The organism is Sphingobium sp. PNB (assembly GCF_019873065.1).
In the GTDB taxonomy this organism is placed as follows: domain Bacteria; phylum Pseudomonadota; class Alphaproteobacteria; order Sphingomonadales; family Sphingomonadaceae; genus Sphingobium; species Sphingobium fuliginis.
The window spans coordinates 21,378-38,208 of sequence record NZ_JAINEZ010000052.1; the positions used below are offsets into that span (position 1 = coordinate 21,378).

The following is a 16,831-nucleotide window of genomic DNA, read 5'->3' on the forward strand; positions in this document are numbered from 1 at the left end:
CGCATTGTTGAGGATAGGCTTACCGCTCCCGCAGCGCTTCCGACCGCGCCTTCATGATCGGCTTCAACAGATAGGCCAGAACCGACTTGCGGCCGGTCAGGATTTCCACATCGCAAACCATGCCCGGCGTGATCGGTAGCTTGTGTGCGCCTGAACCGAGCCAGGCGCGGTCCGTCTCCACGACCACGGTGAAATAGGCTTCGCGGGTCGCTTCGTCATAGACGCTGTCGGCGGAGACCTGCTGCACCGTGCCCGTCAGCCCGCCATAGATCGAGAAGTCATAAGCCGTCACCTTCACCACGGCCCGGTCGCCGGTCTTGATGAAGGCGATGTCGTTCGGCTTCACCCGCGCCTCGACCAGCAGCTTTTCGCCCACCGGGACGATCTGCATGATCTTCTGACCGGGACTGACATAGCCGCCGATGGTCGTCACCTGCACGTCATTGACCACGCCATCGACGGGCGAGCGGATCTCCGCCCGCTGCGCCCGTCCCTTTGCGCCCCGAAGGGACTCGCTGTTGACGGCGATCTTCGCCTCCAACTGGCTACGCTCATTGAGCGCGTCCTGACGGAACTGGTAATTGGCTTCCGAAAGCTGCGCCTGCGCCTCGCGGATCGCGGCGGACGCACGCGAAGCCTGCTGCTGCGCGGCGTTCAGCCGCCCCTGCGCGTCCACCAGTTCGCGGCGGGCGTCGAGCAATTCGGTCTGGGGAATGATCGATTTCGCCGCGAGCGGTTCCAGCATCGCCACCCGCTGGCGCGCAAGCTGGACGCTGCCGCCCAGGCTGTCGATGGTCGCCTGCGCCTCGCCCAGTTCGCGGCGGCGCTGGTCGACCTGGGCCGCAAGCGCGTCCTGCTTGCTGCGGAGCGCCGATTGGCGGACGGCGGCGAGCGCCTGCTCCTGCTGGCATTCCGGCCCGCCGGTCGTGCAGGCCGCGCCTTCGCCCGTCCCTTCCCGCTCCAGACGCCCGGCGCGCGCGGTCAAGGAGCGGGTCTCCGCCTGCAACTGCCCAAGTTCGGACGCCAGCATCGCATCGTCCAGCCGCACCAGAAGCTGGCCCTTGCTGACCTTCTGACCGGAGCGAACCAGTATTTCCTCTATGGTGGTCGGTTCGGCGGACTGGATGACCTGCGCCTTGCTGGACGGGATCACCCTGCCCTGCCCGTGCGTCACTTCATCCACCGGTGCCAGGCTGGCCCACATCAGGAAGACCAGCATGCCGCCGCCGCTGTAGAGAATGACCTGCTTATTGCCCGGTTGCCCCCGCAGCCAGCCTATCCAGCGCGAAATCATGGTTGCACCCCTTGGATATGATGGTCGTCCGCCGCCAGAGTGACCGGCGCGGCTTTCTGTTGACGAGCGAGCATCTCGCTCAGCGCGCCGCCGCCTGTCGAAGGATCGGGGATGGAGAGTTTCCAGCCCTTGGTAGGGTCCATCCGGCCGCCGACATCATTGACCGCCCGCCGTTCCGGCAGGGCCGCGACGGGCGGATAATCGATGGCCGGTTCGGCCGCTGTGGCGAAGCGCGACGGGTCGAAGGCGGGAATATGCTCCCCGCCCGCATAACGGCCGGTGAACGCCCCCGGCAGGCCCCAGCCGCCCGGCCAGCGGTAGAAGATATGCGCGCCGATCTGCGCCAGCTTCGCCAGATGCGGCGCCCAGCGGGGGAAGACATAATCGGCGTGATAATGGGTCGCGGTGCCGACCTCCTTCTCGACCCGGCCGGTCAGCGCGTCGGCGGCGATCCGCCTGGCCCTGTTCCAGAGGTCAGGCAGCGGACGGCGCGCCAGCGAACCGTCGCAGACGAAGCTGAACTGGCATACCGAGGCGTCGAAACGCTGATAGACGACGCCGCACACCGTCTTGGCGAAGGCGGGGTGGCGGACGCGGTTCAGCACCACCTGCGCGACCGCACGCTGGCCGCTTTCGGGCTCCCGGGCGGCTTCATAATAGACGGCCTGGGTCAGGCATTGGAGGGCGCGGTCATGGTCCTCGCCCGCCGTGGCGAGGGCGCGGAAGGGCTTGGCGGCGCTGATCGTGCCGGAGAAGCCGAGGCGCTGGTTTTCCTCGCGGGCCTTATCGCCTTCCGCAGTCGGGTCGGTTTGCCCGGTCATCTGAACCAATGCCAGATATTGGCGGGGGATGGCGGGAGCGGCTTCCACGATCTTGGCTTGCATCGTGGGCTGGGGCTGGTCGTGGTGCCACAGCACCGCCACGGCGAAGGCTGCCGTCGTAGCAAGTCCCGCACCAAGGATAAAAGCGCTCCGCGTTGAATAGGCAGGCCGTACCGCGCTCATTGCCCTGCCCCCCGCTGGAGCTGGCCGATGATCTCGTCACGCGGGCCGTCCGCCAGCACGACGCCCTGATCGATGACGATCAGCCGATCCACGATCCGCAGCAGCGCATGGCGGTGGGTCGACACGATCAGCGTCTGGTCCGGCTCCAGCGCCCTTTCCAGATGGTCGATGAACAGATTCTCGGTCTGGTTGTCCATTGCGCCGGTCGGCTCGTCGAGGAAAAGGAGCTTGGCCGGTTCCACCAAGGCGCGCGCCATGACCAGAAAGCTGCGCTGTCCGCCAGAAAGGCGGCTTCCACGCTCCCCGATATGCAGGTCGAACCCAGCCGCATCGCGTCCGAAGAAACGCGCCGCGCCCGAACGTTCCAGCGCCTCCAGCAGCTTTTCGTCGTTGGCTTCGCGAGCGCCCAGCAGCAGATTCTCGCGCACCGATCCGCTGAACAGCTCGGCATCCTGCCCGACATAGCGGAAGGCGGAGCGCAGCTCATGCGGATGATATTGGCGGCTGTCCACCTCATCGATGGTCAGCAGGCCGCCGGTGGGCGGATAAAGGCCGCAGATCACCCGGCCCAGCGTCGACTTGCCCGACGCCACGCGACCGATCAGGCCGATGCGCTCGCCCGGTTCGATGCGCAGGTCGATGCCTCGCAGGCTGGGCTGGCTGGCGCCGGGATAGCCGAACTCCAGCCCTTGCGCGACAATGGCGCCCTTGCGGATCTTCGGAATGATGCCGCGCGCGCCGTCCAGCCGTTCGTCGGGCTGGTCGATCAGCGTTTGCAGGCTGTCCAGCGTCGTCATCGCCTGCCGCCCGCGCACGATGACGAAGGCGAGCTGCCCCACCGGGGCCAGCGAACGCCCGGCCAGCATGACGATGGCGATGATCGCGCCCATCGAAATGTCGCCCGCCGCGAACATGTAGAAGCCGCCGATGACCAGCGCGATGCTCGTCACCTGCTGGCAGAGGGCGGCCAGCGTGACGCTCTTCGAAGAAAGCCGCCGCAGCTTTTCCTGCGTGGCCGCGCTCATCCGGGCGTAGCGGCGCCAGCGCTCCAGCATCCGTCCTTCGGCGCGGCAGGCCTTCAGCGTCTCTATGCCGCCGATGGCTTCGACCAGCGCCGCGCTTTGCAGGCTGGAGTCCGCCTGGGCATCGCGTGACAGGCGGGCCATCGACCGTTGCAGGACCCAGCCTGCGCTCGCCATGATCCCCATCATGACGACCGGTACGATGGCCAGCCAGCCCCCCAGAAGGGCGATGATGCCGACGAAGAAGAAGAGGAAGGCGATGTCCACCACCAGGACCACGGTGGTCGAGGTGAAGAATTCGCGCACGGATTCAAATTCGGACACGCGCCGCGCCAGCGCCCCGGTGCTGCCCGAACGGCTTGCCAGCGGCGTGTTCAGCACCTTTTCGAACAGGCGTTGCGAAAGGCGTTCGTCGATTTCGCGGCCGGCTTCGTCCACCAGCCTGGCGCGGGCGATGCGCAGCGCGAAGTCGAGGCTGAAGGCCAGCATCACGCCGACGCCCAGCACCCAGAGGCTGGAAGCCGCCTTGTTCGGGATGATCCGGTCGTAGACGTTCATCGTGAATAGCGGCAGGGCGAAGGCGAGCAGGTTGATGATCGCCGCGGCCAGCATCACATAGCCGAAGCCGCTACGGGCGCGCCAGACTTCGCGCCAAAACCAGTGCTGGCGGGCGCGTTCGTCCCAGGGGCGTTCCTCGGCGCGTTCGCGGCCATGATCGGCCATGACCACCAGCGCCTCGCCGGTGAAATAGCCTTCCAGATCGCTGAGCGGCGCCCAGACGGCTTCGTCCGCATGCGGAAGCTGGACCAGCGCGTCACCGGCCTTGATGTCCAGCAGCAGCAGGAAACGCCCGCCACGCAGCGGCAGAATGGCGGGCAGGTTGCCCGGCCGCCATTTGTCCAGCCGGCCCCGGACATGATCGCTCAGCAGGCCGATCTGATCGAGCGCGGATTCCGCCTGATGAAAGGGCAGACGCCCCGATTCATCGACGGCTAGCCCCGCGCGGAGGCTGACGACCCCCGGCGAGCGGTCGAAATGCCGCGCCGCATGGGCGATGCTCTCGACCAGCTCGTCGCTAGGCGTGCCTTGATGGTCCAGCCATTCGGCCAGACTGAGTGTGCTTCGTTCCAACATTGTTTACCCCGCGCCATCCCGGCTCGCGCCGGGATGACCCCCAATAATGAAACTCAGCCCGGATAGCGCCGCCGCTGCAACTCAGCGGGCGGCAGATCGGGGACATTATAGGTCTTCCGCGCATCGGCCTTGGCGTCCGAAGGCGCGGCGAGGCCCAGCGTATCCAGCAGCGTGTTGGTGGCCGCCAGAATCTGATATTGCGCAAAAATCTCCGAGAAGCGGGCCGTTTCCGTCCGCACCTGCGTATTGAAGCGGGTGTTCTGGCTGTCCAGAACGTCCAACAGCGAACGCCGGCCGACATTGAACTGCTCGCGATAGGAGACGAGCAGTCCATCGGACACCGTGCCCTGCCGCGACAGGTCGGTGACGCGCTTCTTTTCCGTATCCCAGCGGTTCCAGGCGGTGCGGACATCCTCCTCCGCCTCGCGCTGTCGCTGGCTGAGGCGGAAGCGCGCCTCGCTCGCCCGGCGGGTCATCTCCTGGACCTTGGCCCGGTTGATGCCGCCATTGAAGAGCTGCCAGCGCAGGACGACGCGGCCCTGAATGTCATTGGTATTGCCCTTGAAGCCGTCGACATCCTGACCGACGCGGCCGGTTCCTTCGACGGAGACCGTCGGCCCCAGTTCCGACTTGGCCTCATCCACCACGGCATGCGCCGCCTGGATGTCGGCTTCCGCCTCGCGGACCAGCGGATTGTGGGTGCGCGCGGCGGCGATTGCTTCGTCCAGCGTCGGCGGCACGGCGCTCGTCACCGGATCGGGCATGGTGACCTGATCGATGGAAAGGCCGGTCAGCGTGCGGAATTGGATAGCCGCATTGGTCATGTCCTGCTCCGCCTCGCTCTTGCGGACGAGGGCGGCTTGCAGCCTTTCCTCCGCCTGCTGCTGATCGGCGATGCTGATCGACCCCTTGCTCACGCCTTCCCCCAGGTCGCCCAGCAGCTTGCGGTGGAAGGCGATATTGTCCTCAGCCGCCGCCACGACCCGCTGCTGGAGCATATAGTCGAGATATTGGCGGGTGACGTTCAGCGCCACGAACTGCGAACGCTCCCCAACGCGCAGCGCCGCGCCGTCGGTGCGGGCGGCCTGCCGGCGCTTTTCCGCGCTGCGATAGCCGGAGTCCCAGACGGTTTCCTCGGCCCGCACGCTGGCTTCCAGCGGCCAGAGCGTCTGGTTATCGAGGTTGAGGGCGCGCCGGGTGGCGTTTTCCAGACGGCGGACGCCCGCCGATCCCTCAACGCTGACGCGGGGCAGATAAAGCCCCTGCGCCTGTTCGCGCTCGAATTCGATGGCTTCCTTGTTCTGGATCGCCTGGTTGATTTCCGGATGGCTGTCGATCGCCGCGGCGATCGCGCTCTTGAGATCGGTGGTCTGGGCCCAGCCCGTCGAAACCATGGCCGCCGCACAAAGGGCGATCAGGCTGCCGCATGTCTTGCGCATGATAGTCATGCCTTCCTCCCCTTAATTCGCGCTGGCGGTGATTTCGACCCGACGGTTCATCGGTTCGCGCACACCATCGGCGGTTTCGATCTTGAGCTGGGTCTCGCCCAGGCCATTGACGGTCATGGCGTCCGTCGCGATGCCTCCCTGGCTCAGCAGGCTGGCGACATTCTGCGCGCGGCGCAGCGACAGGCCGTCATTATAGCGGGTCGTGCCCGACGTGTCGGTGTAGCCGGTGACGCCGAAGCGCTTCCAGCCGCACTGCGCCGCCGTCTGCGTCAGCGTGCTGATGGTATTGACGCCTTCGGGAAGCGGCGTGTCCATGTTCCAGTCGAAGAAGATGGACACCGCCGGTGCCGTACAGTCCAGCGCGGGTGGGGCTGAAGCTGCCGACACCGGCGGCGGTGGCGGCGCCGAGAGGCGTGCCACAAAGTCGTCGCACTTGTTGATGCTCTCCGCATCCTTCGTGCCGGATTTAATGAAACCGATGGCGATGCCGCACTGGTTCTTCGCCTCGACCGCGTAGGTCCAGCGACTGTCCTGGGCCGCGCGCACGCTGGCGTCGCCCACGGCCTTGACCGCCGTGTCGTAACGGCTGGTGAGCGCATCCCTCAGTTTGGACTTGCCCAGTTGCAGCAAGGGCGAAGCAGACGCCGCCCAGGCCGCAGTCGTCGTCAGCATGGCGGTTACCAGCCCGACAGCCGCCGCCCTTCCAACTGCATTTCGCATATTCACTCTCCCCAAAATTCCCCGCGAGAAAATCGAATTGTCAGCCATGGGCGACCGCCATCGCTTCATGCGCGGCTATCGCCGCTTCGAAGATGGCGGTGGCCGCGGCCATGTGCCCTGCGTCCGCCACTTCGACGGCAGCCGGGCTCAGCAAGGCCGGCGCCACCGGATGCTCGCCACCCGGCAGGGCAGCCAGCAGCGCGTCGATCTGCGGCGCGTCATGGGCGCCCAGCGCTTCCTTCACGACTTCGGCCGCATTGGCCGCCGGAGCGGCCTGCTGCGCGGCCAGAACCGCCGCCGCGTTGCCGTCGAAGGCAGGCGGCAGGTCGATGGACTGGGCCAACAGGCCCTGATGACCGCTGAGGTCGGGCTGCGGAGCCTGGGCCGTATCGGCTGCCGCCGCATGCGCTTCGCCGCCGCCGGACAGGGTGGCATGCTCCGGCGCAGCCTCCTCGCTGGCGTGGCCGGTGGACGTAGTGGGCTGCTCATGCGTCGCCTGATCGTCCGTCGTGGCGAGCGAAGTCGGCTGGCTCTCCTGCGAAGGCGCCGGTTCGGTCGTGGTCGTGGCAGCCGGTGCGGTCTCCGTAACGGGCGGAGCGGTTTCCGCCGGAGCGGGTGCAGGCTGCTGCTCGGTCACATGCTCGGCCGCACCTGCCGCCGCGACCAGGCTGGCGGCTACCAGCGCCTGGTTGAAGCCGCTGGCCGTGCTATCCGTCTTGCTCGTGTCGCTTGCCTTGGCGCCGGTCGCGAACATGACGTCCCCGACCGTCCCCTTGGTGCCGTCGGTGCGGACGAAGCTCGCCTCGCCCAGCACGGTGACGTCGCCATTGGCGGCGGTATAGTTCTTGCCATCCGCGGTCAGATTGATCGCGGCGATGCCCATAGCGGTGAGCGACTTGAACTCGCCCGCGTCGACGACGCCGTTGCCGTTCGCATCCTGCCAGACGCCGAAATCAGCGAAGGCCGCGTCCTTGGCATCGAATACGCCGTCGCCGTTGCTGTCATAGGCAAGGCGCAGGCCCTCCAGATCGCTCGCGGCGCCGGGCGCATCGTCGGCAAAGACGATGTCGTAACCGCCGCCCGTCGCATGGGCGAGCAGCCCATCGTCGGAGGAAACCCAGGCGGTCGCAACCGCGCCATGGCCATAGTCGTGGGTGACGCCCGCCGACAGACCGACAAATTCCAGCCCGTCGCCGTCCAGGTCGATGGCGACCGGTGGCGCCGCAGGCGCGGTGGCGGAGATGGCCAGCGTGCCGCCCGAAGCCGTGTCGCCGTCACCGTCCACGATCGTGACCGGGACAGTGAAGTTGACCGGATTGGTCGACTGAATGGCCGCACCGAAATCACCGATCTTGAAAGTCTGGCCGGAGACATAGTGGAATTCGAGGCTATTATAGCCGGTCGGCGTGAAGGCGGCGATGCGCGTCCCTTCCGCGACACCGCCCACCGTCGCTTGACCGCTGGCGAAAGCCACGGTGAAGCTGTGCCCGCCTACCGAATAAGTGCCATTCGCCGTGATCTGGGTCGTCACGCCATTATAGCTGATCGCGATGCCGTTGATATTGTCCTGATTGCCGTCACCGACATCATTGTCGTTATCGACATCGTCCCTTGCCACCACGCGAACGGTCGAATTGCTGGTCGACGTGAACAGCGCCGACGCGCCATTGGCGGTATAATGCGCCTCGAACGCGTGGGTCTGGTTCGCAAGCACGCCATAATCCTGCCCGCTGGCCGGTGATCCGGTGAGGTCGACGACGAAGTCGATCCGGACCGCTTCACCGCTGCCGACGCTATTGCCGCCGCTGACGCCGCCTTCATTGGCATTGGTGTTCATCGTGCCGCCATCGGCGCCGTTGGTCATCGGCGTCAGCAACAGGTCCTTGCTGTTGTCGTTGGCCATCGTATTGAAACCGGCCCAGGCGCCGTTGCCGCCGACAAAATTATAGCCGCCATTGTTGAAGTCGATATTGGTGGTCGAGTCGAGCGGCTGGGCCATGGTCATGACATATTTGTCAGCGAAGCCAGCGGGCTGGAGATCGATCGTGAACACCACCGATGCATCGGGCTTGATCGCGGTCAGCGTCAGGCCGTCGGCGGAAATCTGATAGCTGAGCGCCTGCAATCCCGATGTCAGGGCCTGCGATTGCAGAGCCGCGATGGAGGCCGCGGTGAAGATATGCGCGCCGCCATCCGCGCCATAATTATTGTGTGCATTGAGATCAGCGTCGAGGAACGCGCTGCTGGTGGCGCCCGCCTGATTTGTTAGGCTGAGCGACAGCGGCGCGGTGGCGCTGGGCATGTCGTCGTTGAACGAGATGTTGAGCTGCCCGATGGCCGAGGATGTCGGGTTGGTCGTCGCGTTATAGTCGCTGTCCGTCACGAGGAAATTGAGGCTGACCGAGGCGTCATTCTCATTCCCGCCGGCCGCGTGCAGCACATTGTCGAGCAACGTCACCGTATAGGCGCCGGTCGTCGGATTGACGACGACCTGGAACAGCGGCGTGCCGCGACCGCCGACCGTCGTGATGGTCGCGGTCAGCGTGTTGGTCGTGCCGTTCCAGCTATAGGATACGGTGTCCGTACCAACCGTGCCGGTCGTGCCGTTCAGATTGGCGAAGCTCACGCTGCCGCCGCCGTCGGCGCCGAAGGTGAAGGGCAAGGTGCCGCTGAAGCTGGCCTCGCTGGGCCCAGCCGCGCCGGTGTCGCCCACATTGGCGTCGACGTCGCCGGTCGTGCTGGCCGCGTTGCCGCCGGTCAGGCCGTCATCGTCCAGCTTGGCGGCGGTGTTGTCCGCCGTCGGCTTGTTCGCGTCGCCCTGGAAGGTGAACTTCAGCGTCGCGCTGGCCGTGTCATTGTCGGCGTCGCGCATCACATAGGTGAAGCTGTCGAACGATCCCGAAGGCACCGACGCCTTGGGCGTGTAGGTATAGCTGCCGTCGGAGAATAGCTGCAACGTGCCATAGGCGCCGACGATCGTCTGGCTGCCGCCCAGGGCGATGGCGTTGCCGCCGACCGATACGACGGCGCCGGGCGTGTCCGCGCCGACATGGTCGTTGGTGAGGACATTGCCGGTGGAGGCAGCCGCCTTTTCGATGGTCGTCACATTGTCGTCGACGGCGATCGGGCTGTCATCCTCGATCGTGACGGCGATGCTGGTGGCGACCGTGGCGGTGCCGTCGCTGACGTTCACGGGGACCAGGAAGTTCTTCACATCCTCGGCGTTGATGCCGCTGTGATCGACCGACTGCAGCAGCGTCACCGTATAGGCGCCGCCGTTGGTGATGGTGATCGTGATCACCGGCACCGCGCCGACCGAACCGGTCAGCGTCTGCGTGCCGACGCCGCTCCAGGTGACGGGCAGGCCGTCGGCGGTCAGCACCGCGCCCGGATTGCCCAGCGTCATGCTGATGCTGTCGCCGTCCACGTCGCTCGCGGTGATCGTGCCGGTGGCGACCGTCGCATTGGTGGTGTCGTTCGGCAGGCCGGGCGCGGTGTCGGCATTGGCGCCGGTCAGCCCCTCTTCCGAAACGACCGCGATGCCGCTGCCGACCTGCGGCGCGTCATTGGTGCCCAGGATGGTGATGGTCAGGGTCGCGGTGGTGCTGTCGCCGTCGCCATCCGTGATGGTGTAGGTGAAGCTGTCGGTCAGCGTCTGGCCGTCGTCCAGATGCTGGACCGCCGCCAGACCGTTGTTCAGCGTATAGGTATAGCCGCCCGAAGCGTTGAGGACGAGCGTGCCATAGTTGCCCGTCGCGTTGCCGCCGACCGTACCGCCAGTGACCGCCGTCACCGCGCCGCCCGCCGCCGGACCGTCCGCGCCCAGCGAGTCCCCGCCCGCCGGATTGCCGTCGCTGCCCGCGCCCAGCGAGTCCCCGCCCGCCGGATTGCCGTCGCTGCCCGCGCCGGTCAGCACATTGCCGCTGGCGGTCAGCGTGACGTCTTCCTTGACGATGTCGGTGTCGTTGGCCGCGACCGGCGTGTCGTCGTCGACATTGATGGTCAGCGTGCCGGTGGCCGTGTCATTGTCGGCGTCCGTGACCCGATAGGCGATGTCGAAGCTGACATTGTTCTCGTCACTGCCAAGCGGGTGGACGATCGCGGCATTCTGCGCCACCGAATAGGTGCCGGCGACCGGATCGGTCAGCGTCACGGTCAACACGGTCGTGCCGCCCTGCTTCACCAGCAGCACGCTGCCGGTGCTTTCATAGGTGAAGCCGGCGGGCGCGCCGGTGGCGAGCAGAGTGATGCCGCCCGCGCCGTCCGCGCGATAATCATGCCCCAGCGTGCCGGTGGCGTTAAGGCTGTTGGCATCGTCGCCCGTGCCGTTCGGATTGCCGCCCAGTGCGTCGTCATCCAGTTGCACGACCGGATTGGCGCTGACTACCGGCAGGTCGTCGGACACGGTGACCGAGACGGTGCCGGTGGCGGTGTCGCCATCGGTATCCTGCGCGATCACCTGCACGGAGCCGAGCGCGACCAGATCGTCCACATTGACGCCCGGATGCGTGTCATAATTGTCGTTGAGCGTGGCGGTCACGGTCGCGACATTGCCGGTGACCGACAGGTCCAGCGTCACGACGACGCCGCGCTCGTCCGAACCGGTGATCTTGGTGTCGGACACCCGCAGCCAGGTCAGGTCGCCGGTCAGGCCGCCAATGCCACCGAACACGATCGAGGTGATCGCGTCCGAACCGGGCGTGAAGGTGATGGTGCCGCTGGTCGAGTCCGGATTGCCGGAGCTGGTGCCGCCCGCCAGATTCTGGTCGTCCAGCGCCAGGGTGATCGGGCCGCTTGCGCCGGGTTCCGCGCCGTCCGTGACGGTGATCGGCTGCACGGCGGTCGACTGGTCCCCGTCGCCATCGGTGATGACGTAGGAGAAGCCCGCGCTGACCCCGTTCGCATTGTTGAGGTTGGTCGACGGGTTGAAGGTCCACGCCCCCGCTGCCGTGAAGGTGTAGGCGCCGTAGGCCGTGTTCACATTGGTCGTGCCCTCGGCGTTGACCGCCGTGGTGACGCCGCCGATCGTGACCGAGGTCAGGGTGGCGCCGTCCGCTCCCTGCGTGTCGTTGGTCAGGACATTGCCGCTGATGTCGGCGCCATCCTCCGCCACGGTGCGGGCAGTGTCGTCCGCCGCCGTCGGAACATCGTCCACCACGTCGATGGTGATGGTGCCGTTGGCGATATTGCCCGCGCCGTCGACCGCCTGATAGGTGAAGACCTCGACCCCAGCCAGCGGCAGGGCGCCGTCATTGGCGGTCGGGCCGTCGACCGGCGAGGTCAGCGTGTAGGTGTAGCTGCCGTCGCTGTTGAGCAGGATCTGGCCATGGCTGCCGGTCGCGGAGCTGGTCAGCGTGTAGCTGATCGCGCCCGTGACATTGAGCTGGCCGGTCGCGGTTTCGGTGGGCTCGCCCGGCGTGCTGCCGGTGACGCTGCCCGCCGCGATGTCGTCGCCGGTGATGCTGGTGTCCAACGCCGCCTCGAAGACCGTCTTCGTCTGATTGTCCGCCGCCAGCGCGACATTGGCGACGTTGATGGTCAGCGTCGTCGTCGCGAGGTCGCCGTCCCCGTCGCGGATGGTGTAGACGAACACATCCTGCTTGTCGGCGGAGATGACGTTGGGCGTCGCATCATAGCGATAGCTGCCGTCGGCAAAGAGCGTCAGCGTGCCGTAATCGCCTGCGACCGCCGTGCCGACCTGGCCGCTGACGGGGCTGGATGCATCGCCGCCCTTCGCCACGCCGACCACGCCCGGCGCATAGCCGTCCGCCCCAGGCTGATCGTTGTGGAGCACACCGTCGGCCGTTGCGACGATCAGCGAGTCGCCCTCGCTCACCGAACCGCTGTCGGCCGTGGCGACCGGCGCGTCGTCCAGCACGGTCACGTTGATCGTATCGGCCGGCGAAACGTCGCCGTCGCTGTCGGTCACGCGCACCGCGAAGGCGTCGCCCGCCTTGGGGTCGGCCACGCCGCTGATGCCGTCGCCGTCGCTGGTGACATTATCCGGATGGGCCGGGTCGTTGACCGCCAGCGTGTAGCTGTAGCTATAATGCCCCGCCCCGTCGGAGGTCACGGTCAGCGCACCCGCCGCGCCCGCGACCACCACCGGCGTTCCCGCCGTCGCCGCGGTCACATCGACCCAGGCGCCGTTCTTGTCCTGCACCTCGACCTTGGTCAGCGTGTCGCCGCCGGTCGCGATGGTCATCGATCCGGTCGCCGTCTCGCTGTTCCCCTCCGCCTGCGTGCCGCCGGGCAGGCCGGCTTCGGACACGGTCATGTCGGTCACGCTGACGGTCGGCGTCGAATCCTGGAGCAGATTGATCGTCACCGTGGCGGTCGACTTGTCGCCGTCGCCGTCGGTGATGGTGTAGGTGAAACTGTCGCTGCCCTCCGCGCCCGCATTGGGGGTGTAGAGGAAGACGCCATTGCCCTGATAGACGACGGTGCCCTTGGCCGCGCCGGTCTCCAGCGCCACGCCGCTGGCGAGGTTGACGCCGTCGGCCCCCGCCACGTCATTGGCGAAGACGTCGATCGTGACCGCCGCATTTTCGGTGAGTTGGCCCGCAACGTCGTCCACCGCGGTCGGCACATCGTCGACCACGCGGATGTCCAGGCTGGCGCTGTCGGTCGACCCGTCGGTGTCGGTGACGACAACCGAGAAGCTGTCCGTCAGGCTGCCGTCATTGGCGCCCGTGTGCAGCAGCGTATTGTCGCCCAGCACATAGCTGTAGCTGACCGTCCCGCCGATTACGTCGCCGTCCGCGCCCACGGTCGGCGTGAAGCCGGTGATGCTGAGCGTGCCATAGGCGTTGGACAGGGTGACGCCGCTGATGAAGCCGTTCGCGCCGAAGATCGCCTGGCCGCCAACGGTGATGGTCGCCTCGCCGTCCAGCGCGGACAGGGTGAAGCTGCCCGTCTGGGTCAACGCCGCCGCATCTTCCGAGCTGCCGCCCGGCAGGTCGTTTTCGAAGACGGTTTCTTCCGCGCCCTCGCCGTCCAGGCCGCTGATGGTCACGCCATCGTCGCTGCCCTGGATGGTGATGGTGATGGTCGCGCTGCTGTGATCGCCGTCGCCGTCGGTCAGCGTGTAGGTGAAGGTCTCCGTCAGGGTCTGGTTCTTGTCCAGGCCCTGGACCACGCCATTTTCATTGTTCAGCGTATAGGCATAGCTGCCGTCCGACTGGATCACGAGCGATCCGTACAGCCCGGCCAGCGGCGCGCCGACGGTTCCGGCGGTCTCGCCAAAGACGATGGCGCTGACATGCGCGCCGTCGGCGCCCTGCACGTCGGCATTGCCGTCGGTCGCGTTCGCGTCCGCGCCGCCCGAACCGGCGATGACGTTGCCGTCGGCCACCAGCGGGCCATCCTCGCGCACCGAGTCCGCATCGTTTACGGCGGTCGGCACATCATCGATGATGGTGATGGTCAGCGTGTCGGTCGCCTGGTCGCCGTCCACATCGGTGACGGTGACGACGAAGCTGTCGGTCACATTGTCGCCAGCCGTGTTGGTGGTCAGCGTATAGCTATAGTCGATGCTGCCTTCGCCAAGGCCGGTGATCGTCAAAATGCCCTTGTCGGTGACGATTTCCTGCCCGACGCCGGTGATCGGGATATTGTTGATGGTGACGCTCGCCGGACCGTCCGGCGCGGTGTAGGTGATCGTGCCGTCCGTGGTGTCGACGCCGCTGCCCGCATTGGAGCCCGCCGGGTCGGTCAGGCCGGATTCGTCGACGATCGTGCCCTCGCCCACCTTGGGGATAGAGATGATCATGACGTCGCTGTTGGCGATGTCGATCCGCAGCGTCGCGGTGGAGGTGTCGCCATCGCCGTCGCGCAGCGTGTAGCTGAAGCTGTCGCTCACCCCGCCCGGCGTGCCTGCCGCGCGGACATAGCTGTAGCTGCCGTCGGCGTTCAGCGTCAGCGTGCCGTAAGTGCCCTCGAACGTGCCGGTGGTCGCCACCACGGCGCCGTCCGCGCCCTTGACGTCCGCGCCCGCCGCGCCGGAGACGGTGCCCGCCCCGGTGATGACATTGCCGGTTTCCGGGCCATAGGTGCCGGCGGCGACGCCATCGACATCATTGTTGGCGGTCGGCACGTCGTCGACGATCTGCACGTCGACCGTCGCATTGGCGGTCGACCCGTTGCGGTCGGTGGCGACGACGGCGAAGCTCTGCAGGATGCTGTCCGCGCCCGCCGCGCCATGGCCCAGGCTGTTGTCGGTCAATACGAAGCTGTAGGTGAAGGTTCCGGCCGTCGGCACGCCGCCCTGCGTGGCGGTCGCGGTGAAGCCTGTGATGGTCAGCGTGCCGACCGGCGTCGTCACCACCTGCCCGGCGACGAAGGCGCCATTGGCCAGCACCGACACGCCGCCGACCGTGACGCCCGACAGGCCGTCAGCGCCGCTGACGCCGAAAGAGCCGGTCTTGGTGAGGCCCGCCGCGTCGGGCGAGCTGCCGTCCGCCAGGTCGTTTTCCAGCAGGACGACTTCGGCGCCCTCTATCCCCGGCGCGCCATTGAGGCCGGTGATGGTGATGCCGTCGTCCGCGCCGTTGATGGTGATGGTCAGCGTCGCCGTGGAGGTGTCGCCATCGGCATCGGTGATCGTGTAGCTGAAGCTGTCGGTCAGCGTCTGGCCGGGGACCAGGAACTGCACCGCCGCATTGCCGTTGGCGAGCGCATAGCTGTATGCGCCCGACGCATTCAGCGTCAGCGTGCCATATGTGCCCTGGAAGGTGCCGGTGGTCGACACGACCGCCCCATCCGCGCCCTGGATGTCGGCAACGCCATCGGTGGCGTTCGCGTCGCTGCCGCCGCTGCCGGTCAGGACATTGCCGTCCGCGACCAGCGGGCCGTCTTCGGTCACGCTGTCGGCATCGTTGACGGCGGTCGGCGCATCGTCCGCGATCGAGATGGTGAGCGTGGCGCTCGCCTGGTCGCCGTCGCTGTCGGTTACGACTACGGTGAAGACTTCGGCGGGCGGCGTACCGACCACATTGTCGCCCAGCACATAGCTGTAGCCGATCGCACCGTCCGCGATGGAGGTGATCGTCAGCACGCCGAGCGGAGTCGTGACCGTCTGCCCGACCGCCGTGATCGCGACGCCGTTGATGGTGACGCCCGCCAGGCCGTCGCTGGCGGTGATCGCGATGATGCCCGTGGTGCGCTCGCCATCCCCTGCCGCAGCCGAACCGGCCGGCTCGTTGCCGCGCGCGGGAAGCCCAGCCTCGCTCACACCCGCGGTCGCGGCAGTCGCGCCAGCGGGTTGATCGGGGGTGATGATGGTGACTTCCGGCTCCTCATTGGGCGCGATAGGCAGTATCTCGCGCTCCTCGGGCTGGGTAAACAGCAATTCCGTCGGCGGCAGCAGGTCGCCCAGGCCATGCGGATCGCCCACATCGCCGTCGGGGCCGGTGAAATTGCCGCCGGAGCTGCGCGGCGGACCGGCTGCGGGCTGCGGCTCCTCCCCGATCAGCAAGGCCGCCAGGTTGACCGAGGGAATTTCGACATCGCCCACGACCAGGCGCGGCATGACCACCGCGCCGTCCAGGATCACCAGATCGGTGCCGTCCGGCAGGTGAACGATCAGATTGCGTCCGGAAACCTCGATCCCATTGATGTCGGTGCCAGCTGGCAGGACCACGGTGCCGTCGGGATTGGGTTCGACCGTGCGGACAACCTCCGCCCGATGCATCTTGCCGGGATGGACCGCCTTGCCCCTTGCGGCCAGAGCAGCCGCTTCCGGATGAAGGGCCTGCTGATGGTCAGCGGCGTCTTTGCTATCCCAATCGCGCTCGAAATCCATTGTCCATCCCACCTGTCGCCATGGGGGCATGGAAGGAGCGCGCAAGAGGCCTGGCCCAGAATGCACAGTGCATACGGAGCTGACATCTTTTCCCGACATTGCGGCAATCAGCGGATCAGCTATTGCCCCTAGTCAACGTTCTCCCGCCGGCAGGACCCTTTTGCCAAGTCGACCGCCGCCCCGGATTAACCTTCTGCATCTGTATTTTTACTGACCCGATGGCCGATCTTATTCTCCGCCTGCAAAATGAGTCACGAAGATTCCAGTTTTGTTAACCATTTAAACGCGATACGGCGGAAAAAATAACTTATGCTCTATTACGTGTCAACCGGCGCGCAAAGTTGACCCCTTATCGGCGCCCAACATTGACCCCCTTTTCGTGAGTGTCGGCGGTTATCCCGGTAGTC

General features: G+C 66.6%; 6 protein-coding genes. All 6 read right to left on the reverse strand.

Annotation, left to right across the window (positions count from 1 at the left end; all coding sequences use genetic code 11):
* Positions 1-19 precede the first annotated feature (19 nt).
* From K7W03_RS16980 to K7W03_RS17005, 6 genes are read right to left on the reverse strand one after another with little or no spacing between them, the layout of a single operon-like run.
* Positions 20-1,294, reverse strand: coding sequence for an HlyD family type I secretion periplasmic adaptor subunit (locus K7W03_RS16980; protein ID WP_222886869.1), 1,275 nt, complete (start codon positions 1,292-1,294; stop codon positions 20-22).
* Complete coding sequence (locus tag K7W03_RS16985; protein WP_226870239.1) at positions 1,291-2,298, reverse strand: cell wall hydrolase; 1,008 nt, start codon at positions 2,296-2,298, stop codon at positions 1,291-1,293. Before K7W03_RS16985 ends, K7W03_RS16980 begins: the two co-directional genes overlap by 4 nt.
* Positions 2,295-4,454, reverse strand: coding sequence for a type I secretion system permease/ATPase (locus K7W03_RS16990; protein ID WP_222886870.1), 2,160 nt, complete (start codon positions 4,452-4,454; stop codon positions 2,295-2,297). The genes K7W03_RS16985 and K7W03_RS16990 overlap by 4 nt, the downstream gene beginning before the upstream one ends.
* 53 nt (positions 4,455-4,507) lie before the next feature.
* A complete protein-coding gene (locus K7W03_RS16995) occupies positions 4,508-5,902 on the reverse strand; it encodes a TolC family protein (protein WP_222886871.1) in 1,395 nt (464 codons plus the stop codon).
* Between the two features lie 12 nt (positions 5,903-5,914).
* A complete protein-coding gene (locus tag K7W03_RS17000) occupies positions 5,915-6,622 on the reverse strand; it encodes an OmpA family protein (protein WP_222886872.1) in 708 nt (235 codons plus the stop codon).
* 40 nt (positions 6,623-6,662) lie between these two features.
* Positions 6,663-16,424, reverse strand: a complete 9,762-nt coding sequence (locus K7W03_RS17005) for an Ig-like domain-containing protein (protein WP_222886873.1) — start codon at positions 16,422-16,424, stop codon at positions 6,663-6,665.
* Positions 16,425-16,831 lie beyond the last annotated feature (407 nt).

Coding starts and splice junctions, on each gene's coding strand:
- K7W03_RS16980 (WP_222886869.1), bottom strand. CDS start 1,294: ATGATTTCGCGCTGGATAGGCTGGCTGCGGGGGCAACCGGGCAATAAG.
- K7W03_RS16985 (WP_226870239.1), bottom strand. CDS start 2,298: ATGAGCGCGGTACGGCCTGCCTATTCAACGCGGAGCGCTTTTATCCTT.
- K7W03_RS16990 (WP_222886870.1), bottom strand. CDS start 4,454: ATGTTGGAACGAAGCACACTCAGTCTGGCCGAATGGCTGGACCATCAA.
- K7W03_RS16995 (WP_222886871.1), bottom strand. CDS start 5,902: ATGACTATCATGCGCAAGACATGCGGCAGCCTGATCGCCCTTTGTGCG.
- K7W03_RS17000 (WP_222886872.1), bottom strand. CDS start 6,622: ATGCGAAATGCAGTTGGAAGGGCGGCGGCTGTCGGGCTGGTAACCGCC.
- K7W03_RS17005 (WP_222886873.1), bottom strand. CDS start 16,424: ATGGATTTCGAGCGCGATTGGGATAGCAAAGACGCCGCTGACCATCAG.